The sequence below is a fragment of the Nocardia australiensis genome, from assembly GCF_020733705.1.
Taxonomy (GTDB): Bacteria; Actinomycetota; Actinomycetes; order Mycobacteriales; family Mycobacteriaceae; genus Nocardia; species Nocardia australiensis.
Genome location: NZ_JAJFZM010000016.1, coordinates 260863 through 276320, shown reverse-complemented (window position 1 = coordinate 276320; position 15458 = coordinate 260863). Strand labels below are relative to the sequence as shown.

15 protein-coding genes are annotated in these 15458 nt (G+C 64.9%); 4 read left to right on the top strand and 11 right to left on the bottom strand.

All coding sequences use genetic code 11. The features are described 5' to 3' along the window. Positions 1 to 27: 27 nt before the first annotated feature. Positions 28 to 333 (bottom strand): hypothetical protein, encoded by a 306-nt coding sequence (locus LKE06_RS28615; protein WP_228002444.1) that lies wholly within the window; start codon positions 331 to 333, stop codon positions 28 to 30. Positions 334 to 337: 4 nt separating this feature from the next. On the opposite strand from LKE06_RS28615, the gene LKE06_RS28610 reads away from it, so the two are divergent. After that, the gene (locus tag LKE06_RS28610; RefSeq protein WP_228002610.1) at positions 338 to 505 is read left to right on the top strand and encodes a hypothetical protein; all 168 of its coding nucleotides are present in this window, start codon (positions 338 to 340) and stop codon (positions 503 to 505) included. 9 nt (positions 506 to 514) lie between these two features. Here the strand turns inward: LKE06_RS28610 and LKE06_RS28605 are convergent, their stop codons facing one another. The 3 genes from LKE06_RS28605 to LKE06_RS28595 form a co-directional block, all read right to left on the bottom strand. Continuing rightward, positions 515 to 2290, bottom strand: coding sequence for an SDR family oxidoreductase (locus LKE06_RS28605; RefSeq protein WP_228002443.1), 1776 nt, complete (start codon positions 2288 to 2290; stop codon positions 515 to 517). 61 nt (positions 2291 to 2351) lie between these two features. Further along, positions 2352 to 3452, bottom strand: a complete 1101-nt coding sequence (locus tag LKE06_RS28600) for a PDR/VanB family oxidoreductase (RefSeq protein WP_228002442.1) — start codon at positions 3450 to 3452, stop codon at positions 2352 to 2354. Next, entirely contained in the window at positions 3452 to 4354 is a 903-nt protein-coding gene (locus LKE06_RS28595; protein ID WP_228002441.1) for a metal-dependent hydrolase, read from the bottom strand. The genes LKE06_RS28600 and LKE06_RS28595 overlap by 1 nt, the downstream gene beginning before the upstream one ends. A gap of 166 nt (positions 4355 to 4520) precedes the next feature. Here LKE06_RS28595 and LKE06_RS28590 point away from each other — a divergent pair, with 166 nt between their 5' ends. Beyond that, on the top strand, positions 4521 to 5918 hold the full coding sequence (locus tag LKE06_RS28590) for a WS/DGAT/MGAT family O-acyltransferase (protein WP_228002440.1): 1398 nt from the start codon (positions 4521 to 4523) through the stop codon (positions 5916 to 5918). Positions 5919 to 5979: 61 nt separating this feature from the next. Here LKE06_RS28590 and LKE06_RS28585 read toward each other — a convergent pair whose 3' ends face one another. Then, positions 5980 to 6909, bottom strand: a complete 930-nt coding sequence (locus LKE06_RS28585; RefSeq protein WP_228002439.1) for an alpha/beta fold hydrolase — start codon at positions 6907 to 6909, stop codon at positions 5980 to 5982. 154 nt (positions 6910 to 7063) lie between these two features. Here LKE06_RS28585 and LKE06_RS28580 point away from each other — a divergent pair, with 154 nt between their 5' ends. Then, positions 7064 to 7804, top strand: coding sequence for a glucose 1-dehydrogenase (locus tag LKE06_RS28580; protein WP_228002438.1), 741 nt, complete (start codon positions 7064 to 7066; stop codon positions 7802 to 7804). A gap of 60 nt (positions 7805 to 7864) precedes the next feature. Here LKE06_RS28580 and LKE06_RS28575 read toward each other — a convergent pair whose 3' ends face one another. Then, positions 7865 to 8851 (bottom strand): YdcF family protein, encoded by a 987-nt coding sequence (locus LKE06_RS28575; RefSeq protein WP_228002602.1) that lies wholly within the window; start codon positions 8849 to 8851, stop codon positions 7865 to 7867. A 125-nt stretch (positions 8852 to 8976) separates the two neighbouring features. On the opposite strand from LKE06_RS28575, the gene LKE06_RS28570 reads away from it, so the two are divergent. Then, complete coding sequence (locus LKE06_RS28570) at positions 8977 to 10326, top strand: DUF2252 domain-containing protein (protein WP_228002437.1); 1350 nt, start codon at positions 8977 to 8979, stop codon at positions 10324 to 10326. A gap of 6 nt (positions 10327 to 10332) precedes the next feature. Here LKE06_RS28570 and LKE06_RS28565 read toward each other — a convergent pair whose 3' ends face one another. The 5 genes from LKE06_RS28565 to LKE06_RS28545 form a co-directional block, all read right to left on the bottom strand. Continuing rightward, positions 10333 to 11016 carry a TetR/AcrR family transcriptional regulator gene (locus LKE06_RS28565; RefSeq protein WP_228002436.1) on the bottom strand — a complete coding sequence of 228 codons (684 nt, stop codon included), beginning with the start codon at positions 11014 to 11016 and terminating at the stop codon, positions 10333 to 10335. Then, positions 11013 to 13268 (bottom strand): MMPL family transporter, encoded by a 2256-nt coding sequence (locus LKE06_RS28560; RefSeq protein WP_228002435.1) that lies wholly within the window; start codon positions 13266 to 13268, stop codon positions 11013 to 11015. The genes LKE06_RS28565 and LKE06_RS28560 overlap by 4 nt, the downstream gene beginning before the upstream one ends. 309 nt (positions 13269 to 13577) lie before the next feature. Beyond that, positions 13578 to 14228, bottom strand: a complete 651-nt coding sequence (locus tag LKE06_RS28555) for an N-acetylmuramoyl-L-alanine amidase (RefSeq protein ID WP_228002434.1) — start codon at positions 14226 to 14228, stop codon at positions 13578 to 13580. 269 nt (positions 14229 to 14497) lie between these two features. Continuing rightward, on the bottom strand, positions 14498 to 14998 hold the full coding sequence (locus LKE06_RS28550; RefSeq protein ID WP_228002433.1) for a YbaB/EbfC family nucleoid-associated protein: 501 nt from the start codon (positions 14996 to 14998) through the stop codon (positions 14498 to 14500). A 5-nt stretch (positions 14999 to 15003) separates the two neighbouring features. Further along, positions 15004 to 15324 (bottom strand): hypothetical protein, encoded by a 321-nt coding sequence (locus LKE06_RS28545; RefSeq protein ID WP_228002432.1) that lies wholly within the window; start codon positions 15322 to 15324, stop codon positions 15004 to 15006. Positions 15325 to 15458 lie beyond the last annotated feature (134 nt).

The window sequence follows — 15458 nt, the reverse complement described above, 5'->3', positions numbered from 1 at the left end:
TTCCATCAAGGTTGACACGATCGCGCGCTATCGGTCGTCATCGATACCGAGGAATGTCGCCTCGACGTCGTCGGCACCGACTACGCCCTTGAACACCGGGTGTCGGGTCGCGTCGATGATCAGCGCGTCGGCCTCGGTGATCTTCGCCTTGAGCCGCTCGGTTGCCGCCCGCAGCTGGGACGCAGTGAGGTCACCATCTGCGAACTCGACGGCGAGCGCTTCGAGCCGCTTCTCATGTGCGGCGACCTGCGCGCGAATCGTGTCGACGTCAGGGCGGTCGCGGGCGACGATTAGGTCGGCGGCGTCAGGCCGCGACAGACGGCCGACCGTCAACGCGATGATGTGGTCGTCGAGGGCGACCTGCGCGGAACCCGATGAGGTCTGTGTGCTGTGGGATATCGATACCGTCGTCGGCGTCGAGCACCCATGGGGCATCGACGCCCGGCGAGTCGCGGCTATCGAAACCGAACTCGGCCGGGCGCCACAGTCTTCCACCGACAATTGACCGGCGCGATCAGGTCAGTTTCACCCGCGCCGCGACGAACCGGACGACCGCGGGCGCGAATTTGTTGAACTGGTATTGCAGCCTGGCCTCCGGAGTGACCGGAACGATGCTGCGGTCACGTACGACGGCGCGCACGATCTGCGCGGCGACCTTCTCCGGCCCGTAACGCCGCGCCCGGTAGAGCTTGTCGTAGCGCTCCTGCTTGGCCTTCTCCTCTTCGGCGCTGACACCCGAGAAGGTGGTTGTCGCAACGATATTGGTGTGCACGATGCCCGGGCAGATGGTGTGCACCGAGATATTGCGCGCGGACAGTTCGGCGCGCAGGCAGTCGGAGAACATGAACACCGCCGACTTACTGGTGGAGTACGCGCTGAAGCCTTGCTGCGGGCTGTAGGCGGCCATGCTGGACAGGTTGACGATATGGCCACCGAGCCCGCGCTCGGCCATCGCGGAGCCGAACGCGCGGCAGCCGTTGACGACACCGCCGAGATTGACTCGCATGACCCGGTCGAATTCGGCCGACGGGGTATCGAAAAAGCCACCGGCCTGGCCGATTCCGGCATTGTTGATCAGAATATCGGGCACGCCGTGCTTGTCGAGTACTTCCTGGGTGTGCGCGGTGACGTCCGATTCGTTCGATACGTCGAGCCGATAGGCATGCCCCACACCGTTTTCGGCGGCGATCAGTTCCGCGGTTTCCTCGGCCGCCACCAGGTTGATATCCGACAGCACGATCTCGGCGCCGAGCCTGGCGAACGACAGGGCGGTCTCGCGACCGATGCCGCTGCCACCGCCGGTAATGACCACCAGCTGGTCTTCGAACTGCCGCTTGGTCCGGCCGACCTCGGCACGGCGCAGCCCGCGCGGCACCGAACCGCCGGCAAGGGTGTCGATGAGCTCGGTGGTCGCGGTGGCCAGCAATTCCGGATGCGAGAACGGCATCCAGTGTCCGGCCGCGACATCGCGCCGCCACAGCCGTGAGGTCCATTTGCGTTCGTCGTCGTAACCCGCGGGCCGGACGGCGACGTCGCGACCCGCGACGATCAGTTGCACAGGCACATCGGTGTGCCGCTCGCGCGGAGAAAGCATGCGCCGCACAATGTTTGCGCGGTAGATGTGCAGGCCGTCGACCATGTCCTTGCGGAAGGTCGGCCCGAGCGTGACGTTCTCGGGCGCCGTTTCGTTCATGATCGAGACCACCCGCTGCCACCGCTGCTCGGTGCCGAGCCGTTCGAAGGTCGCCCTCGGCAGTCCCGGTGTCATGAAGAAGAACGTGTACGCCGAGGACAACAGCTGGCTGAAGGGCTGCCAGACATTGCGCGGCGTCGGCCGTGACAGCCGCTCGCGCATCCACTTACCCATGTGATCGAGGTTCGGCCCGGAGATCGAGGTGAAGGACGCGACCCTGGTGGCGGCCCGCGGCTCGCATACCGCCTCCCACACCTGCACCGAACCCCAATCGTGCGCGAGCACATGCACGGGCCGGTCAGGACTCACCGCGTCGGCGACGGCGAAGAAGTCGGTCGCGAGCGCGTCCAGCCGGTAGTCCTGGGTGCGCTGGGTGCGCGTGGACCGGCCGTGGCCGCGGGTGTCGTAGGCGACCACGTGGAAGCGTTCGGCCAGTAACGGCACTACGGCATCCCACAGGTGGTGGGTATCGGGCCAACCATGGACCAGCACAATCGTTTCCGCGCCGGGATCGCCGTATTCGTATACGGCGATGTCGAATTCGCCGTTGCGAACGATCCGTTCGGTGACTGCCGGTCCGGCTCCGGTCGTCGTCATTGACGTGCCTCCTTGTTCCCCTGGTTCGCGCGCACGGCGAAGGATGGAAGAGTCCGACTGTTCATAGATCGAGTACCAATCGCCCGCCCTGTGACCGTGATACTACGCATACGAGCATGTCACCAGCCTCGTGGTCGGCGGCGGTGAGCACGCTCTCGCGATGGTCGGGTGCGCCCGACAGCACCCGGACCTTGCAGGTGCGACAGAAGCCCTGGCGGCACGAGTACGGACGATCCGGACGGCTCCGCAGGATCGTATCGAGCGCGGAGCGGTCGGCGGCTACCTCGACGACCTCACCGGTAGAGGCGAATTCGAGCTCGAATGGCTCGCCGTTCACGATCGGCGGCGAGAAGCGTTCGGAATGCAATTCCACCCCAGGCATCGGGCGGACCGCGTCGGCGATGGCCGTTGTCATCGGCACCGGCCCGCAGCAGTACACGGCGGTGCCGGCATCGACATCAGCCAAATACGTTGCGGCGCTGGGCATCCCATGTTCGTCATCAGTGCGGACCGTGACCCGATCGCCGAATCCCTCGATTTCGTCGAGGAAGGGAATGGTGTCGCGGCTGCGGCCGGTATACACCATCGACCAGTCCAGACCGAGCCGCATGGCAAGCCGCGCCATCGGCAGGATAGGTGTGACACCGATGCCGCCCGCGACGAAATGCAAACGGGTGGCCGGTGATCCATATCCGGGCACCGCGAACGGAAAGGCGTTACGCGGGCCGCGCACCACGATGGGCGTACCTACCCCGACTTCGTCATGCACCTCCACCGACCCGCCGCCACCGTTCGGAATGCGGCGCACCGCGACCCGATAGGCTCGCGCGTCGGCGGGGTCGCCGCACAGTGAGTACTGCCGTAACCGTCCAGAGGGCAGCTCCAGGTCCAGATGCGCGCCGGGACGCCAGCGCGGCAGTTCGCGACCGTCCGACGCTTCCAGCCGCAGGCTGATCACGTCGGTGTCGTGCGCTTCGATCCGGCGACCGGTCACCATCAGCACCAGCCGGTGGTCATCGGCCTTCGGGGCGAGGTCGCGGCGGTTGATCAGCGTGCTCCAGCGCAGTCGCGCGGTGGCGACCACGTCGATCAATCGGACCGCCCGATCCTGATTACGCTTGCCGAACAGGTCCGCCGGTGGCCGGTCAGGGATCAGCCTCATCACGAGGCGACCGCCCTGGCAGCCGGAGACGTCGCCAGATACGCGACAGCCTGCGCGGTGGATCCGACCGATTCCGGGTTGTAGCCGGGCTTGAAGGTCGAGAGCGCACTCCACAGCAGCGACGGAACCCCTGGCAGCGCACCACGCCACATCGATCCGAAGACCCGCTTGATCAGTCGCGGGTAGCCGAGGTTCGGCAGTGCCGGATCCTCGTGGACCAGGTATTTGGTGCCACGCACCACCAGCGTGATGAAGATCGGGAACACGATTGTCATCAGCGCCGCCCGCCGCACATAGCCGGCATCGAAATAGACGGCCACATCGTGGGCGACATGCCGGTGTTCGACCTCCTCGGCACCGTGCCAGCGGAACAGGTCGGCTACGCGCGGATCGGCACCGAACTTCTCCAGATCGGCGTTGAGCACCCAGTCGCCGAGGAAGGCGAAAAAGTGCTCGAGGCACGCGATGACAGCCAGCCGTTCCACCATCATCTGTCGCTGCGCTCGCCCATCGATTTCCTTGGGGCCCAGCGTCTTACGAAACACGAATTCGGCCTGAGCCACGTATCGCCCCGGGTCTATCCCATTGACGGCGAGCACCTCGTATAGCACTTTGTCGTGCGTTTGCGCATGCATCGACTCCTGGCCGATGAAACCGAGCATGGCCTCGCGCAGCTTCTCGTCCCGCACGAACGGAAGCGCTTCGGAGTAGGCGGCGCAGAACATGCGCTCACCTTCGGGCAACAGCAGATTCAGCGCATTGATCAGATGCGAGGCGACCGGTTCGGTGGGCATCCAGCGCAGGGGTGTATCGGTCCAGTCGAATTGCACGTTGCGGGCGTTGAGCGCGACCTCGCCCGGGTCCACATCCGGGCGCCGGGCGCCCGTGCGAAGTAGCTTCATCGATACTCCCGATCCTCACTCGTCCGCGTGGTCACGACCGCGTCGTTGCGCACCTTTCCTGCGTGCCCGTAGTAAAGATCATACACATTAATAGAACTTCAGGTAACACACACATTTCCTCGCCGGTTAGGCGGAAAACTAGAACTTGTTCTAGTAGCGTTCAGCTATGGAACGACTTACCGGATTGGATGCCAGCTTCCTATACCTCGAGACGGGGACCCAGCACCTGCACGTGTGCGCACTGCTGATTCTCGACCCCACCGCGGGGGGCGTGCACTACTCATTCGAAACTTTCAAAGCGGAGCTGGGCAGGCGAGTGCCGCTGATCCCGCAGATGCGGCGGCGCGTGCATGAGGTGCCTTTCAATCTCGACCACCCGGTCTGGGTGGAGGACCCGGATTTCGACCTGGACTACCACATCCGGCGCATCGGCATACCGAAGCCGGGTGGCCGGGCGCAGCTGGCCGAACTGGTCGGCGATATCGCGAGCAGACCGATGGACCGCGACCGCCCACTTTGGCAGCTGAACGTGGTGGACGACCTCGACAACGGCAAGATCGCGGTGATCTGCAAGTATCACCACGCGGCCGTGGACGGCATCACCGGAACCGACATGATGATGCACCTGTGCGACCTGGAGCCGGGCGCGACCCGACCGGAGCCCATCGAGCAATGGCACCCCGAGGCCGAGCCCAACGACTGGAAGCTCGCGGCCGAAGCGCTGATCAAGTTCCCCGGCAAGGCGGGCCTGGTCGGTATGGTGCCCAAGACTCTTGGCATGGTGGCCGGTTTCGTGCGGCGGCGCCGAGAAAACAGGGCGGGAATGGCCATTCCGCTGACCGCACCGCGAACCCCGTTCAACAGGGCCATCACCCCGCACAGGGCGGTCGCGTTCACCGAAACGAGCCTCGATGCGATCAAGGAGATAAAGGCCGCCTTCGGCGTGAAGGTCAACGATGTCGTGCTGGCCATCGTCGCGGGAGTATTGCGCGACTATCTGGATGCCCACCACGATTTGCCGGAGCGTTCGCTGATCGCCTCGGTGCCGGTCTCGACACACGATGACAGCAGACACACCGCGGGCATCAACAAGGTCTCGACGCTGTTCTCCCGCTTGGGCACCGATATCGCCGATCCGGCGCAACGGCTGCGGCAGGTTGCCGAGTTCAACCGTAGCGCCAAGGAGGAGTACCAGCTCATTGGTGCCGACTTCTTGCAGGACTGGTCGAAGTACGCGCCGCCGAACACCTTTCGACTGGCCGCTCGCGCCTACTCGTCGCTGAAGCTGGCCGAGCGACATCCGGTGGTGCACAACCTGGTGGTCTCGAATGTGCCCGGCCCGCCGATGCCGCTGTATTTCCTCGGCGTCCGAGTCGATGGCATGTATCCGTTCGGCCCGGTCTTCCATGGCGCCGGGCTCACGATAACGGTGTTGTCCAATAACAACGACCTGGACTTCGGTTTCATCGCCTGCAAGGAGCTGGTGCCCGATATCGCGGACCTCGCCGACGCCATTCCCGGCGTGGTCGACGAATTGCTCACTGCGGCACGCACACTGGGCTGATCACACCGCCCTGTTCGCCATCGCCGCCGAACAGTGGCGCGCCCGGTCAACCGGCGCGAATTCACTCCCCCGCCGCAGCCTGGCCCGTGCTCAACCGGGCGGCCACCGCGGCGCATCCCTCCAGCAGTACCGGCACGAAGCGGTCGGCCTCGAGCACGCAGGACGCGTGACCGGCCTTGACCAGATGAATACTCGCCCCGGGAATCATGGTCGCCATCTCCAACTGCCGATACACCGGTATAGCCCGGTCGCGGGTGGTGATCACGACGGCGGTCGGCATCGGTAGCGTGGCGAGCCAACCCGTGGCATCGAATCGCCCGACCTCGGCGAGCACCGGCGCGAGCGCCCATCCGCTGGTGCTGCGGAATTCCGACAGCGCCCAGCGTGGCAGCCCGCCCGGCGCCCAAGTGTGCTCCGGCAGCTCCGGCAATCGCTCGCTGTATTGCTCGGCACGCTGGAATGCGTAGGGGCCGAGGGTATCCGCGAGAGCTCCGAAAGTCTGATGGAAGACTCGCTCGCGCAGCTTTTCCTGAAATCGGTAGGGCGTGGCACACAGCACCAGCCCGCTCACCCGATCCGGATGCCGTTGCGCGGCAAGCAGTCCGACAACGCCGCCCAGCGAATATCCCACACAGACAGCACGATCCACTCCGACAGCGTCGAGCACAGCGACGACGTCATCGGCGCAATCCGCCACGGAGAATCGCTCCGATCGGATGCCACGGCCGTGCCAGCGCTGATCGAACACAATCACCCGGAACCGCTCGGCCAATGCGTCGAGTGCCGGAAACCAGGTCAGGTAGCCGGTGCAGGCCGTCGCGTGCAGCAAAACCAGCGTCGGCGCGCCCTCGGGCCCCGCGATGTCGACCACGTAGGTGCGACCCCGGCCCGGCAGGTCCACGAGCCGGCCGCCGGGCACCTCGGCGATATCAGGAACCCGTGAATGGGGACCGAGCCGTCGCAGCACGCCACCGCGCTTCGGGTATGTCACCACAAGCCTCCCGCAACATGGCACACACGGACCAGAACTAGAACACGTTCTATATAGATGATGCCACATGTCAGGTCTGCTCACCCCATACTTCTGTAACGTGTTGCAGCAGGTTGTCGAGCCTCGGCGACAGACGAGAGACGGAGGTGCCGTGATGGGGCGGTTGACCGGCAAGGTGGCGTTGATCAGCGGCGCGGCACGCGGCATGGGCGCCGCACATGCTAAGGCATTCGTGGCACAGGATGCTCGCGTCGTGCTCGGTGACATTCTCGACGACGAGGGCGCGACGCTCGCCGAGGAGTTGGGCGATAGCGCCGCCTATACGCACCTGGATGTGCGCGAGCCGCAGCAATGGCGCGACGCGGTCGCCATGGCAGTCGACAAATTCGGCTCGCTGAACGTCTTGGTGAACAATGCGGGCATCGTCAACGGCAATCTGCTCACCGAATTCGAACTGTCCGAGTGGCAGCGGATCATCGACATCAACCTCACCGGCACGTTCCTCGGCATGCAGGCCGCGACGCCCGCCATGATCGAGGCGGGCGGCGGTTCGGTCGTCAATATCTCGTCGGTGGAGGGCCTGCGCGGCAGCCCCGGGCTGCACGGCTACACCGCTACCAAATTCGCGGTCCGCGGCCTCACCAAGTCCACCGCACTCGAGTTGGCGCAGCATGGAATTCGCGTGAATTCCGTACACCCCGGCCTGATCCGCACTCCGATGACCGAGGGAATTCCCGAGGACTTCCTACAGATCGCATTGGGGCGCGCCGCCGAACCTTCGGAGGTTTCGTCACTGGTGACCTATCTCGCGAGCGACGAATCCTCATACTCCACGGGTGCCGAATTCGTTATCGACGGCGGACTCACTATCGGAGTGCCACACAAAACCGTGTGATAGGGAATTCCGTGGCGTCGCGGTCTCGGCTGCGATGCGCAGCACAGTCCGGGCGGCACGCTACACCAACGCCGCCAACACCGGCAGTAGCGCAAGCGCAAGGCAGGCAATGATGTTGACCCATTTGCCAGCCAAGAGCACGGCGGCGAATTCACGCAGGATCGCGCTGGGCAGGTAATACAGCGCCGTTTTCGAGCCGACCACCTCCGCGTCGAGATCCAGACGGCGGGCCAGAATCGCCGTGCGCAGAATGTGAAAATTACTGGTTACCAACACCATCCGCATATCGGAACCGCGCCGGTGTAGTAGATCCCTGGTGTACATGAGGTTTTCACGAGTGGTTGTCGATCGGTCTTCCAGCACCACCGCCTCACTGGGCACACCCTTGCCGAGCAGGTATCCCGCCATGGCCGAGGCTTCCGAGACCGCTTCGCCGGAACCCTTACCGCCGCTGGTGATCAGCAGCGGCCTGCGCCCGGCAATGACCTCGGCACCATAGACCTCGACCGCACGATCCAGCCTGCTCGCCAACAACGGCGATACCCTATCCCCCCTGAGACGGGAACCGTGCACCACGATCGCGTCCATACCCGCTCTGTATGGCAACCAGCCATAGAACAGCGAATACAGCAAAAAGGCCACGAATACGAAACCGATGTAGCTGATCACCGCGACCACCGACGCGCAGGCCACAACGAGCACCGGATGCTCGGTGAGAACGGCAATGACGAGCAGGACATAAGGCCCAAGGACTGCGAGACCAAGCCCCACCGAGAGCAGATGCGCGATCCGTAATCCCTCGCGTCGCATCATCTGCACACCGTTGGCCACCAACAGACCGGCGACTACCAAAACGAGCAACGGCGCGAGTACGAGCAGCAATCCGACCAGCAGCACCGGCAATTCACCTGTCGCGCTCGAGTCGAGCGCCCACACTCCGGCGAACAGCAGGCCAAGCAATAACAGGACGCCATTGCCCAGCCGCCGCCGGTCCTTGCGGAAACGCAGCGCGAAAACCGCCAGGAAGCCCAATCCGATAATGAGCATGATCACCCGGCCACGGTAACCGGCGACAGATTGAATGCATTGTCCGGACATATGCCGCAACCCGCGGCTCGCCGGATGATTGCCCGATGATTGCGGTGACCGTGTCGTGGCGCAAGACTGGAGGGATGACAGCCGCCACTCTCCTACCTACCACGACCGCCGATGCGGGCCGGGCGGCGCGACAACGGGTCCCGCGCTCCGCGCTCGGCGTGTGGAACGCTCCCCCCGGCCGCCTCGACCCGATCTCGATACTCGAGCGACAGGCCGCGACGCGCGTGCCCGAACTCGTGCCCATCCGCTACGCGCGGATGGCGGCGGGACAGTTTCCCTTTCTGCGTGGTGCGCCCGCGATCATGGCGGCCGACCTGGCCGACTCACCTGATACCGGATTGACTGTGCAGCTGTGCGGCGATGCGCACCTGTCGAACTTCGGAGTGTTCGCATCACCGGAACGCTCGCTGGTATTCGACGTCAACGACTTCGACGAGACCCTGCCCGGCCCCTTCGAATGGGATGTCAAGCGGCTGGTCGCCAGCATCGCGGTAGCCGCTCGCGCCAATGGCTACGCCGATACCGATGCCGAGCAGTGTACGCACGATGCCGCGCGCGCCTATCGCGAGTCGATGGACCGGCTGGCCGGACTCGATGAGCTCAGCGTCTGGTATGCGCAGATCGACGCCGCCCAGGTGGCCGCGCTGGCGCGTAAACCCAAGCAGCGCAAGGGTGTCGAGAAGGCGCTCACCAAAGCGAGGTCGAGTAACAGCCTGCAGGCCCTCGGTAAACTCACCGAGACCGGGCCCGACGGCACGCCACGCATCCGCAACCGTCCTCCGCTGCTGATGCCGGTCGAAGAGGTGGACACGGTGGCTCTCGACCACGTGTTCGCCGACTATCGCCGGACACTGCCCGAGGAACGCCGGATCCTGCTGGAACGCCACAACATCGTCGATTTCGCGCGCAAGGTGGTCGGCGTCGGCAGCGTCGGTACCCGCTGTTTCGTCGTGCTGCTGGCCGGACGCGAGCATGGCAATCCACTCTTCCTTCAGCTGAAGGAGGCCGAGGCGTCGGTGCTGGCATCGCACACCCGGCGCAGCAAATTCCGGCACCACGGGCATCGAGTTGTCAACGGGCAACGACTGATCCAGGCCGCGAGCGATATCTTCCTCGGCTGGGCGACCGGACCAGAGAAGCGCACCTTCTATGTGCGGCAGCTGCGTGACATGAAGGGCTCGGCCGACATCGCGAACATGAGCCGCTCGAAATTGCGCGCCTACTCCGAGTTATGCGGGCTCACCCTCGCCCGCGCGCACGCACGCACCGGTGACCGTGTCGCCATCGCTGCCTACCTCGGCACCGGGGAAACCTTCGACCGGGCCATGGGTGAGTTCGCCATCGCCTATGCCGACCAGACCATCGTCGACCACAATGCCCTGCTCGCGGCGATCGAATCGGGGCGGATCACCGCGGCCGATTAGCAGCGATCATTTCCGCTGACGCTGTTCGACGACCCAGCGGGTGACGTCCTCGGGCGAGGCGTCGTCGCCGAGAATATTGTCGACGACGACCCGCCCCACGCACGCCGCGCGCAGTACCCGGTCGGCGACGGCCTCCAGATCGTCGCCCCACGGTAGAAAGGGTTTCGCGATCAGCAGCGACGCGATGCCGTGCGCGCTCGACCACAGTTGCAACACCACCGGCACTGGGTCGCCCTCGTCGATCAACCCGGCGGCCATGCAATCACTCACCGCCGCGGCGAAATACACGAAAGCGCCGCTGCCGAGCACCTGATCGACCGCGCCCGCGATCTCACCGGGGGCGGTGGCCAGTCGGTACTGCTCGGGATGCTCGAGTGCGAAACGCACGTAGGCGAGACCGGCTTGGCGGAGCCGCTCCATCGGCGCGACCGTGGCGTCGGTGGCGGCGCGCATCGCGGCTTCCAGGTCTTCGAAAACCTTCGCGACCACAGCCTCGATGAGCTGGTCCTTATCCGAGAAATGCCGATAGATCGAAGGCGCACTGACCCCGACCATCTTGCTGATTTCGCGGATGGAGACCGCGTCGACCCGGCCCGTGCGCGCCAGCAATTCCGCGGTGGCGGCAAGGATTTCGGCACGCAGTTGCGCGCCGGACCCACGGGCCGAGCGTTCTCGGCGAGCAAGATTCATGGGCGTCCCGTCAAGACGGGTTCATCGACACCGGGCACTGCCGACTCCTCATGCAATCCGATTTTCGCGTGCAAACGGGCCAACGGCGCCGGCGCCCACCAGTTCGCCGTGCCCATCAACCGCATCAGCGCGGGGGCCAGCAGACCACGGATCAGCGTCGCGTCCGTGAGCACCGTCAAAGTCAGTCCGAGGCCGAGCATCTGAATGAACGATACCTTCGAGGTAACCATGGCAGCCATCACGATGGCCATCAATACCGCCGCCGCGGTGAAGATTCGGCCGGTCCGTGCCACACCGATCGCGACCGCGCGGGTGTTGTCGGCCGCGGTACGCCCGGTGGCCAGCCACTCCTCGCGGATGCGTGAGAGCAGGAACACCTCGTAGTCCATCGACATACCGAAGGCCAGGCAGAACATCAGGATCGGCATCGTCGGCACCAGATAACCGGTCGCGGAACTACCGAGCACGCCCGAGAGGTGTCCCTCCTGGAAGATCCACACCATCGCACCGAAAGCGGCGGTCAGCGAAAGTGTATTGAGAGCAAGCGCTTTCAATGGCAGCAGGACGCTGCCGGTAAACAGGAACAGCACCACGAAGGTGGCCAGCGCGATCAGCGCGCCCGCCAGCGGGATCCGTGCACTGAGCGCGTCGAGGGCGTCCACATTGGTCGCTGCGGCGCCACCGAACAGTGCGGGCCCCGGGCTCGGGACGGCGCGCAACTGCGCCACCTGTGTCTTGCCCGCCTGCGTGAATGGATCGACTGTCGTTGCGACAGTGAGGAATGCGCCGGTGTTGTTCGACATCGGCGGCGGCCCCGCGGATACCTTCAGCCCGCCGGAATACGCGCCGACACCCGAGAGCACCCCGGCGACACCGTCCACCTTCGACAGTGCGGCAGCGTAATCGCCGAGCGTCACGGCGCTGCCCTGATAACCGTCCAGCACGATGGTGGTGTTGGTTGCGGCGTTCGCGGTGAAGTCGTTGCGCAGCGCGTCGCCGACGTCGCGACTGGTCGCGCCCGCGTTGGCATTGAGCACCCGATCGTCCGGGTAACCGAATTTCATGGACAGGAACGGGGATCCGATCGCCAACAGCAGCACGATGATCGCGATGGCAACCGGCGCGGCGTGGCGCATGACCCGGCTCACCAGTCGATACCAGAACGTCTGCTCGACCGCGACTTCCGCGCGCGGCGGCCGGCCGAGCAAGCGTCCCAATGGCTTTCGCAGATCGGCCGCGTTCACCTTCGGCCCGAGCACCATCAAGAGGGCGGGCAGGATAACGATCGAGGCCGCCGCTGCGGCGACGACAACCGCGACGCCCGCATAGGCAAACGATTTCAGGAAGTACAGGTTGAATACGCCCAGCGCCGCGACCGACAGGGCCACGGTCAGCGCCGAGTAGAGCACCGTGCGTCCTGCCGTCTGCACCGCTCGCACCACCGCCGCCTCGACATCGAGACCGTTGGCGAGCTCCTCGCGGTAGCGGCTGACGATGAACAGGCTGTAGTCGATGGCAAGCGCGAGGCCGAGCGCAGTCGTCATATTCAGCGCGAAGATGGACACATCGGTGAACACCGTCAACGTGCGCAGGATCGCGAGCGTGGTCAGGATGGCGAAGATGCCGACGGCCAGCGGCAAGAGTGCGGCCACCAGGCTGCCGAACACCAGGACCAGCACTATGAATGTCAGCGGTATCGCCACGCCTTCGGCGACCGCGAGATCGTGGGTGATCTGCTCGTTCACCTCGTTGTAGACCGAGCTCAACCCACCCTGGTCGACGGTGACGCCGTCGGCGGTCCCGGTGACCTGCTTCGCGATATCACCGGCCACCTGCTGCGCCGCGGTCTCTTCCCCGGTGATGTAACCGAGCACCAGCGCGCTTTTGCCGTCCTTGCTGCGCAATGCGGTGGACAGCGGCGGTGGCACGCTCCAGTACGACTGGACGCCGATCACGTCCACCCGCGCACGCAGGGTATCGACCAACCGCGCACCGGCAGCCTGCGCGGCGGGACTGTCGGCGCCCGCGTCCGCGCTCACCAACAGGATGAGGTTCGGTTCGGCACCACCGAAATTGTCGGCGATCAGCCGCGAAACCTGCGTCGACTCGGCGTCATCGGAAGTGAACCCGCCCGTTTTCATATGTGAGGTCGCCGCGGCGCCGAACACTCCACACAACACCGCGAGCAGGACTGCGGCGAGCAGGATGGTGCGCGGATGCCGGGTGGCCAAGTGTGCGATCCGGACGAGCATGAGCAACTCCCCTTGTTCGACTGCTCTCGATCTAACAGAGTTAGCGTAACGCCGTTAACTTAACTTGAACAGGGCCGCCCTCCGCAAATCAGTCAGCCACATCGCCGGGGCGGCGCGTTGAGTCGATTCACTCCTCGCGTTCCATCGATGTTCCGCCGCATTGGCAGCAATGGCGGCTCGACTCACCCGCACCGAGCGGCATCGCCAGTGCGATCACCACAGCAGCGCTTCACTGAAATAACCTGTGCACCAATACATTTCACATCAACACAAGGATCACCGCAGATCCGAAGCAGCACCGGCGGGCACCTACCCGAGGTACGCGACGATCGCGGCGGCAATCGAGTCCGCGAATCTGATCCGCCCTTCCGGGGATTCGAGCAGCGCGGCATCGCCCGGATCGCGCATGTTGCCGCATTCCACCAGTGCCGTCGGCCGCTGCGAGAAGTTGAGACCGGCCAGGTCCGCGCGCGGATTCAGCCCGCCGGATCCAACGTAGGTCGAGGTAGTGAAACCGGAACCGACCATCGTGTCGCGCAACATTGTGGCCAACCGCACCGATGGTTCCTCCTGCGCCGGGTTCAGCGGCGGTGACGAATAGGCGACGTGGAATCCATGCGCACCCGCAGCGGCGCCGTCGGCGTGAATCGAGACGACTGCCGCCGCGCCACTGCGGTTTCCTATCGCCGCGCGTTCGTCGATACATGGCCCGACACCCGCATCGTCAGGACGCGTCAGCACCACCCGAATCCCCCGTGCCGCAAGAGCATCGCGCACTAACGCCGCGACCTCCCAATTGAACTCGTGCTCCGAGTACCCGCTGGTCGCCGACGTCCCCGTGGTATTACACGGCTTGGCATTCCCCCGGCCATCCGCCACCGCCCGATTGATCACCTCGGGATGTGCACCATTGCCACCGTTGTGCCCCGGATCCAGCACCACCACCCGCTCATCAGCCACAGGCACCGCCGAGGGTGGCGAGGTTTCCGCCGTCGCCGAGGAACCGGACGCCGACGGGGAACCGGAAGTCCGCGCACCCGGCGTCGAGCGCGCCGAATCATGCGCACACCCACCGAGCACCATGCCCCAAGCACAGATCCCAGCAGCTACCTTCCAGTATCGCGAACCCACATGGCCACAGTGCCACAAAATCAATCGCGGCCGCAGCGTCTAACGCGCCGGGGCCGCGCTGGACTCCAGCGCTCGTAGGTGATTCGGCGGCCCGACCGTCACCAGCCCTTATCGGTGGCTCTGTGTTCGGTGGCGGCACGGTCGACTTCTTCGACATCGGTGAAGGTCATCGCATCCGATTCGGGCGGTACTTGTTCCGGCTTCGGCGGGGTGAGCGGTACCGGCGGGGGTTGCGGGATGCGTTCGCCCAGGTCGGGCATTCCTTCGATGAGGTCGGAAAGTTTCGGCAGGCGGCCGCTTATTCGGCGCAGCGGGTCGGTGAGCAGGCTGCCCTGGTGCGCGACATCGGCGGCGGCCGCTTGGGCTGCGGCGGTGACGGCACGAGCGAGCTGTCCGGCGGAAAGTCCCGCGATATCGGTGAATCGAGTTTCGATGACGGTGCCATCGGCGTTGACGGTGATCGTCACACGTTTACCCAGTTCGGTAGCGGTCGCGGTGAGTTGGGCGCGCTGACGCTGCAGATCGGCTATTCCGCGCATCTGACCATCGAATTCGTCGATCAACGCGGCCAATTCGTCTTTCGCGTATTCGTTGGACATACGCGTCAGCGGAAGTCGTCGGTATTCGCTTGTTCCTGGTCTGCCAGCGAGCGCCCGGATCGCGTCTGGGTCTCGGAGTGATGACCGGTGCTGCCCGCGAGATTCGCGGTGATCTTGGCCAGGTTCGCGCGAGCGGCCCGGTAGCCGTCGTTGCTTTGCCCGTCCGCGAACTGTTGTCCGTAGCGGTCATCGCCCCATGGTGTGCCGAGAGAATTCAGCGTTGCTTCCAGTGTGGTCAGCGCTGCGGCGATGCCGTCTTGTACCTGTGCGGTCTTACCAGCCGCCTGCCGGACCAGTTCCGGATTTACCTCGACCTTGTCACCCATGATGACCTCGCCTCCCCGCTCGATCGTCGCTCTTCCAAAGGTAGCGCCTCGCAGTGACGGACGGCAACGGTCTGTGCACGACACGGAGATAGTGCCGTCGCCTGCGGATTTCCGAGTTGCGGTGCGATGGTTGA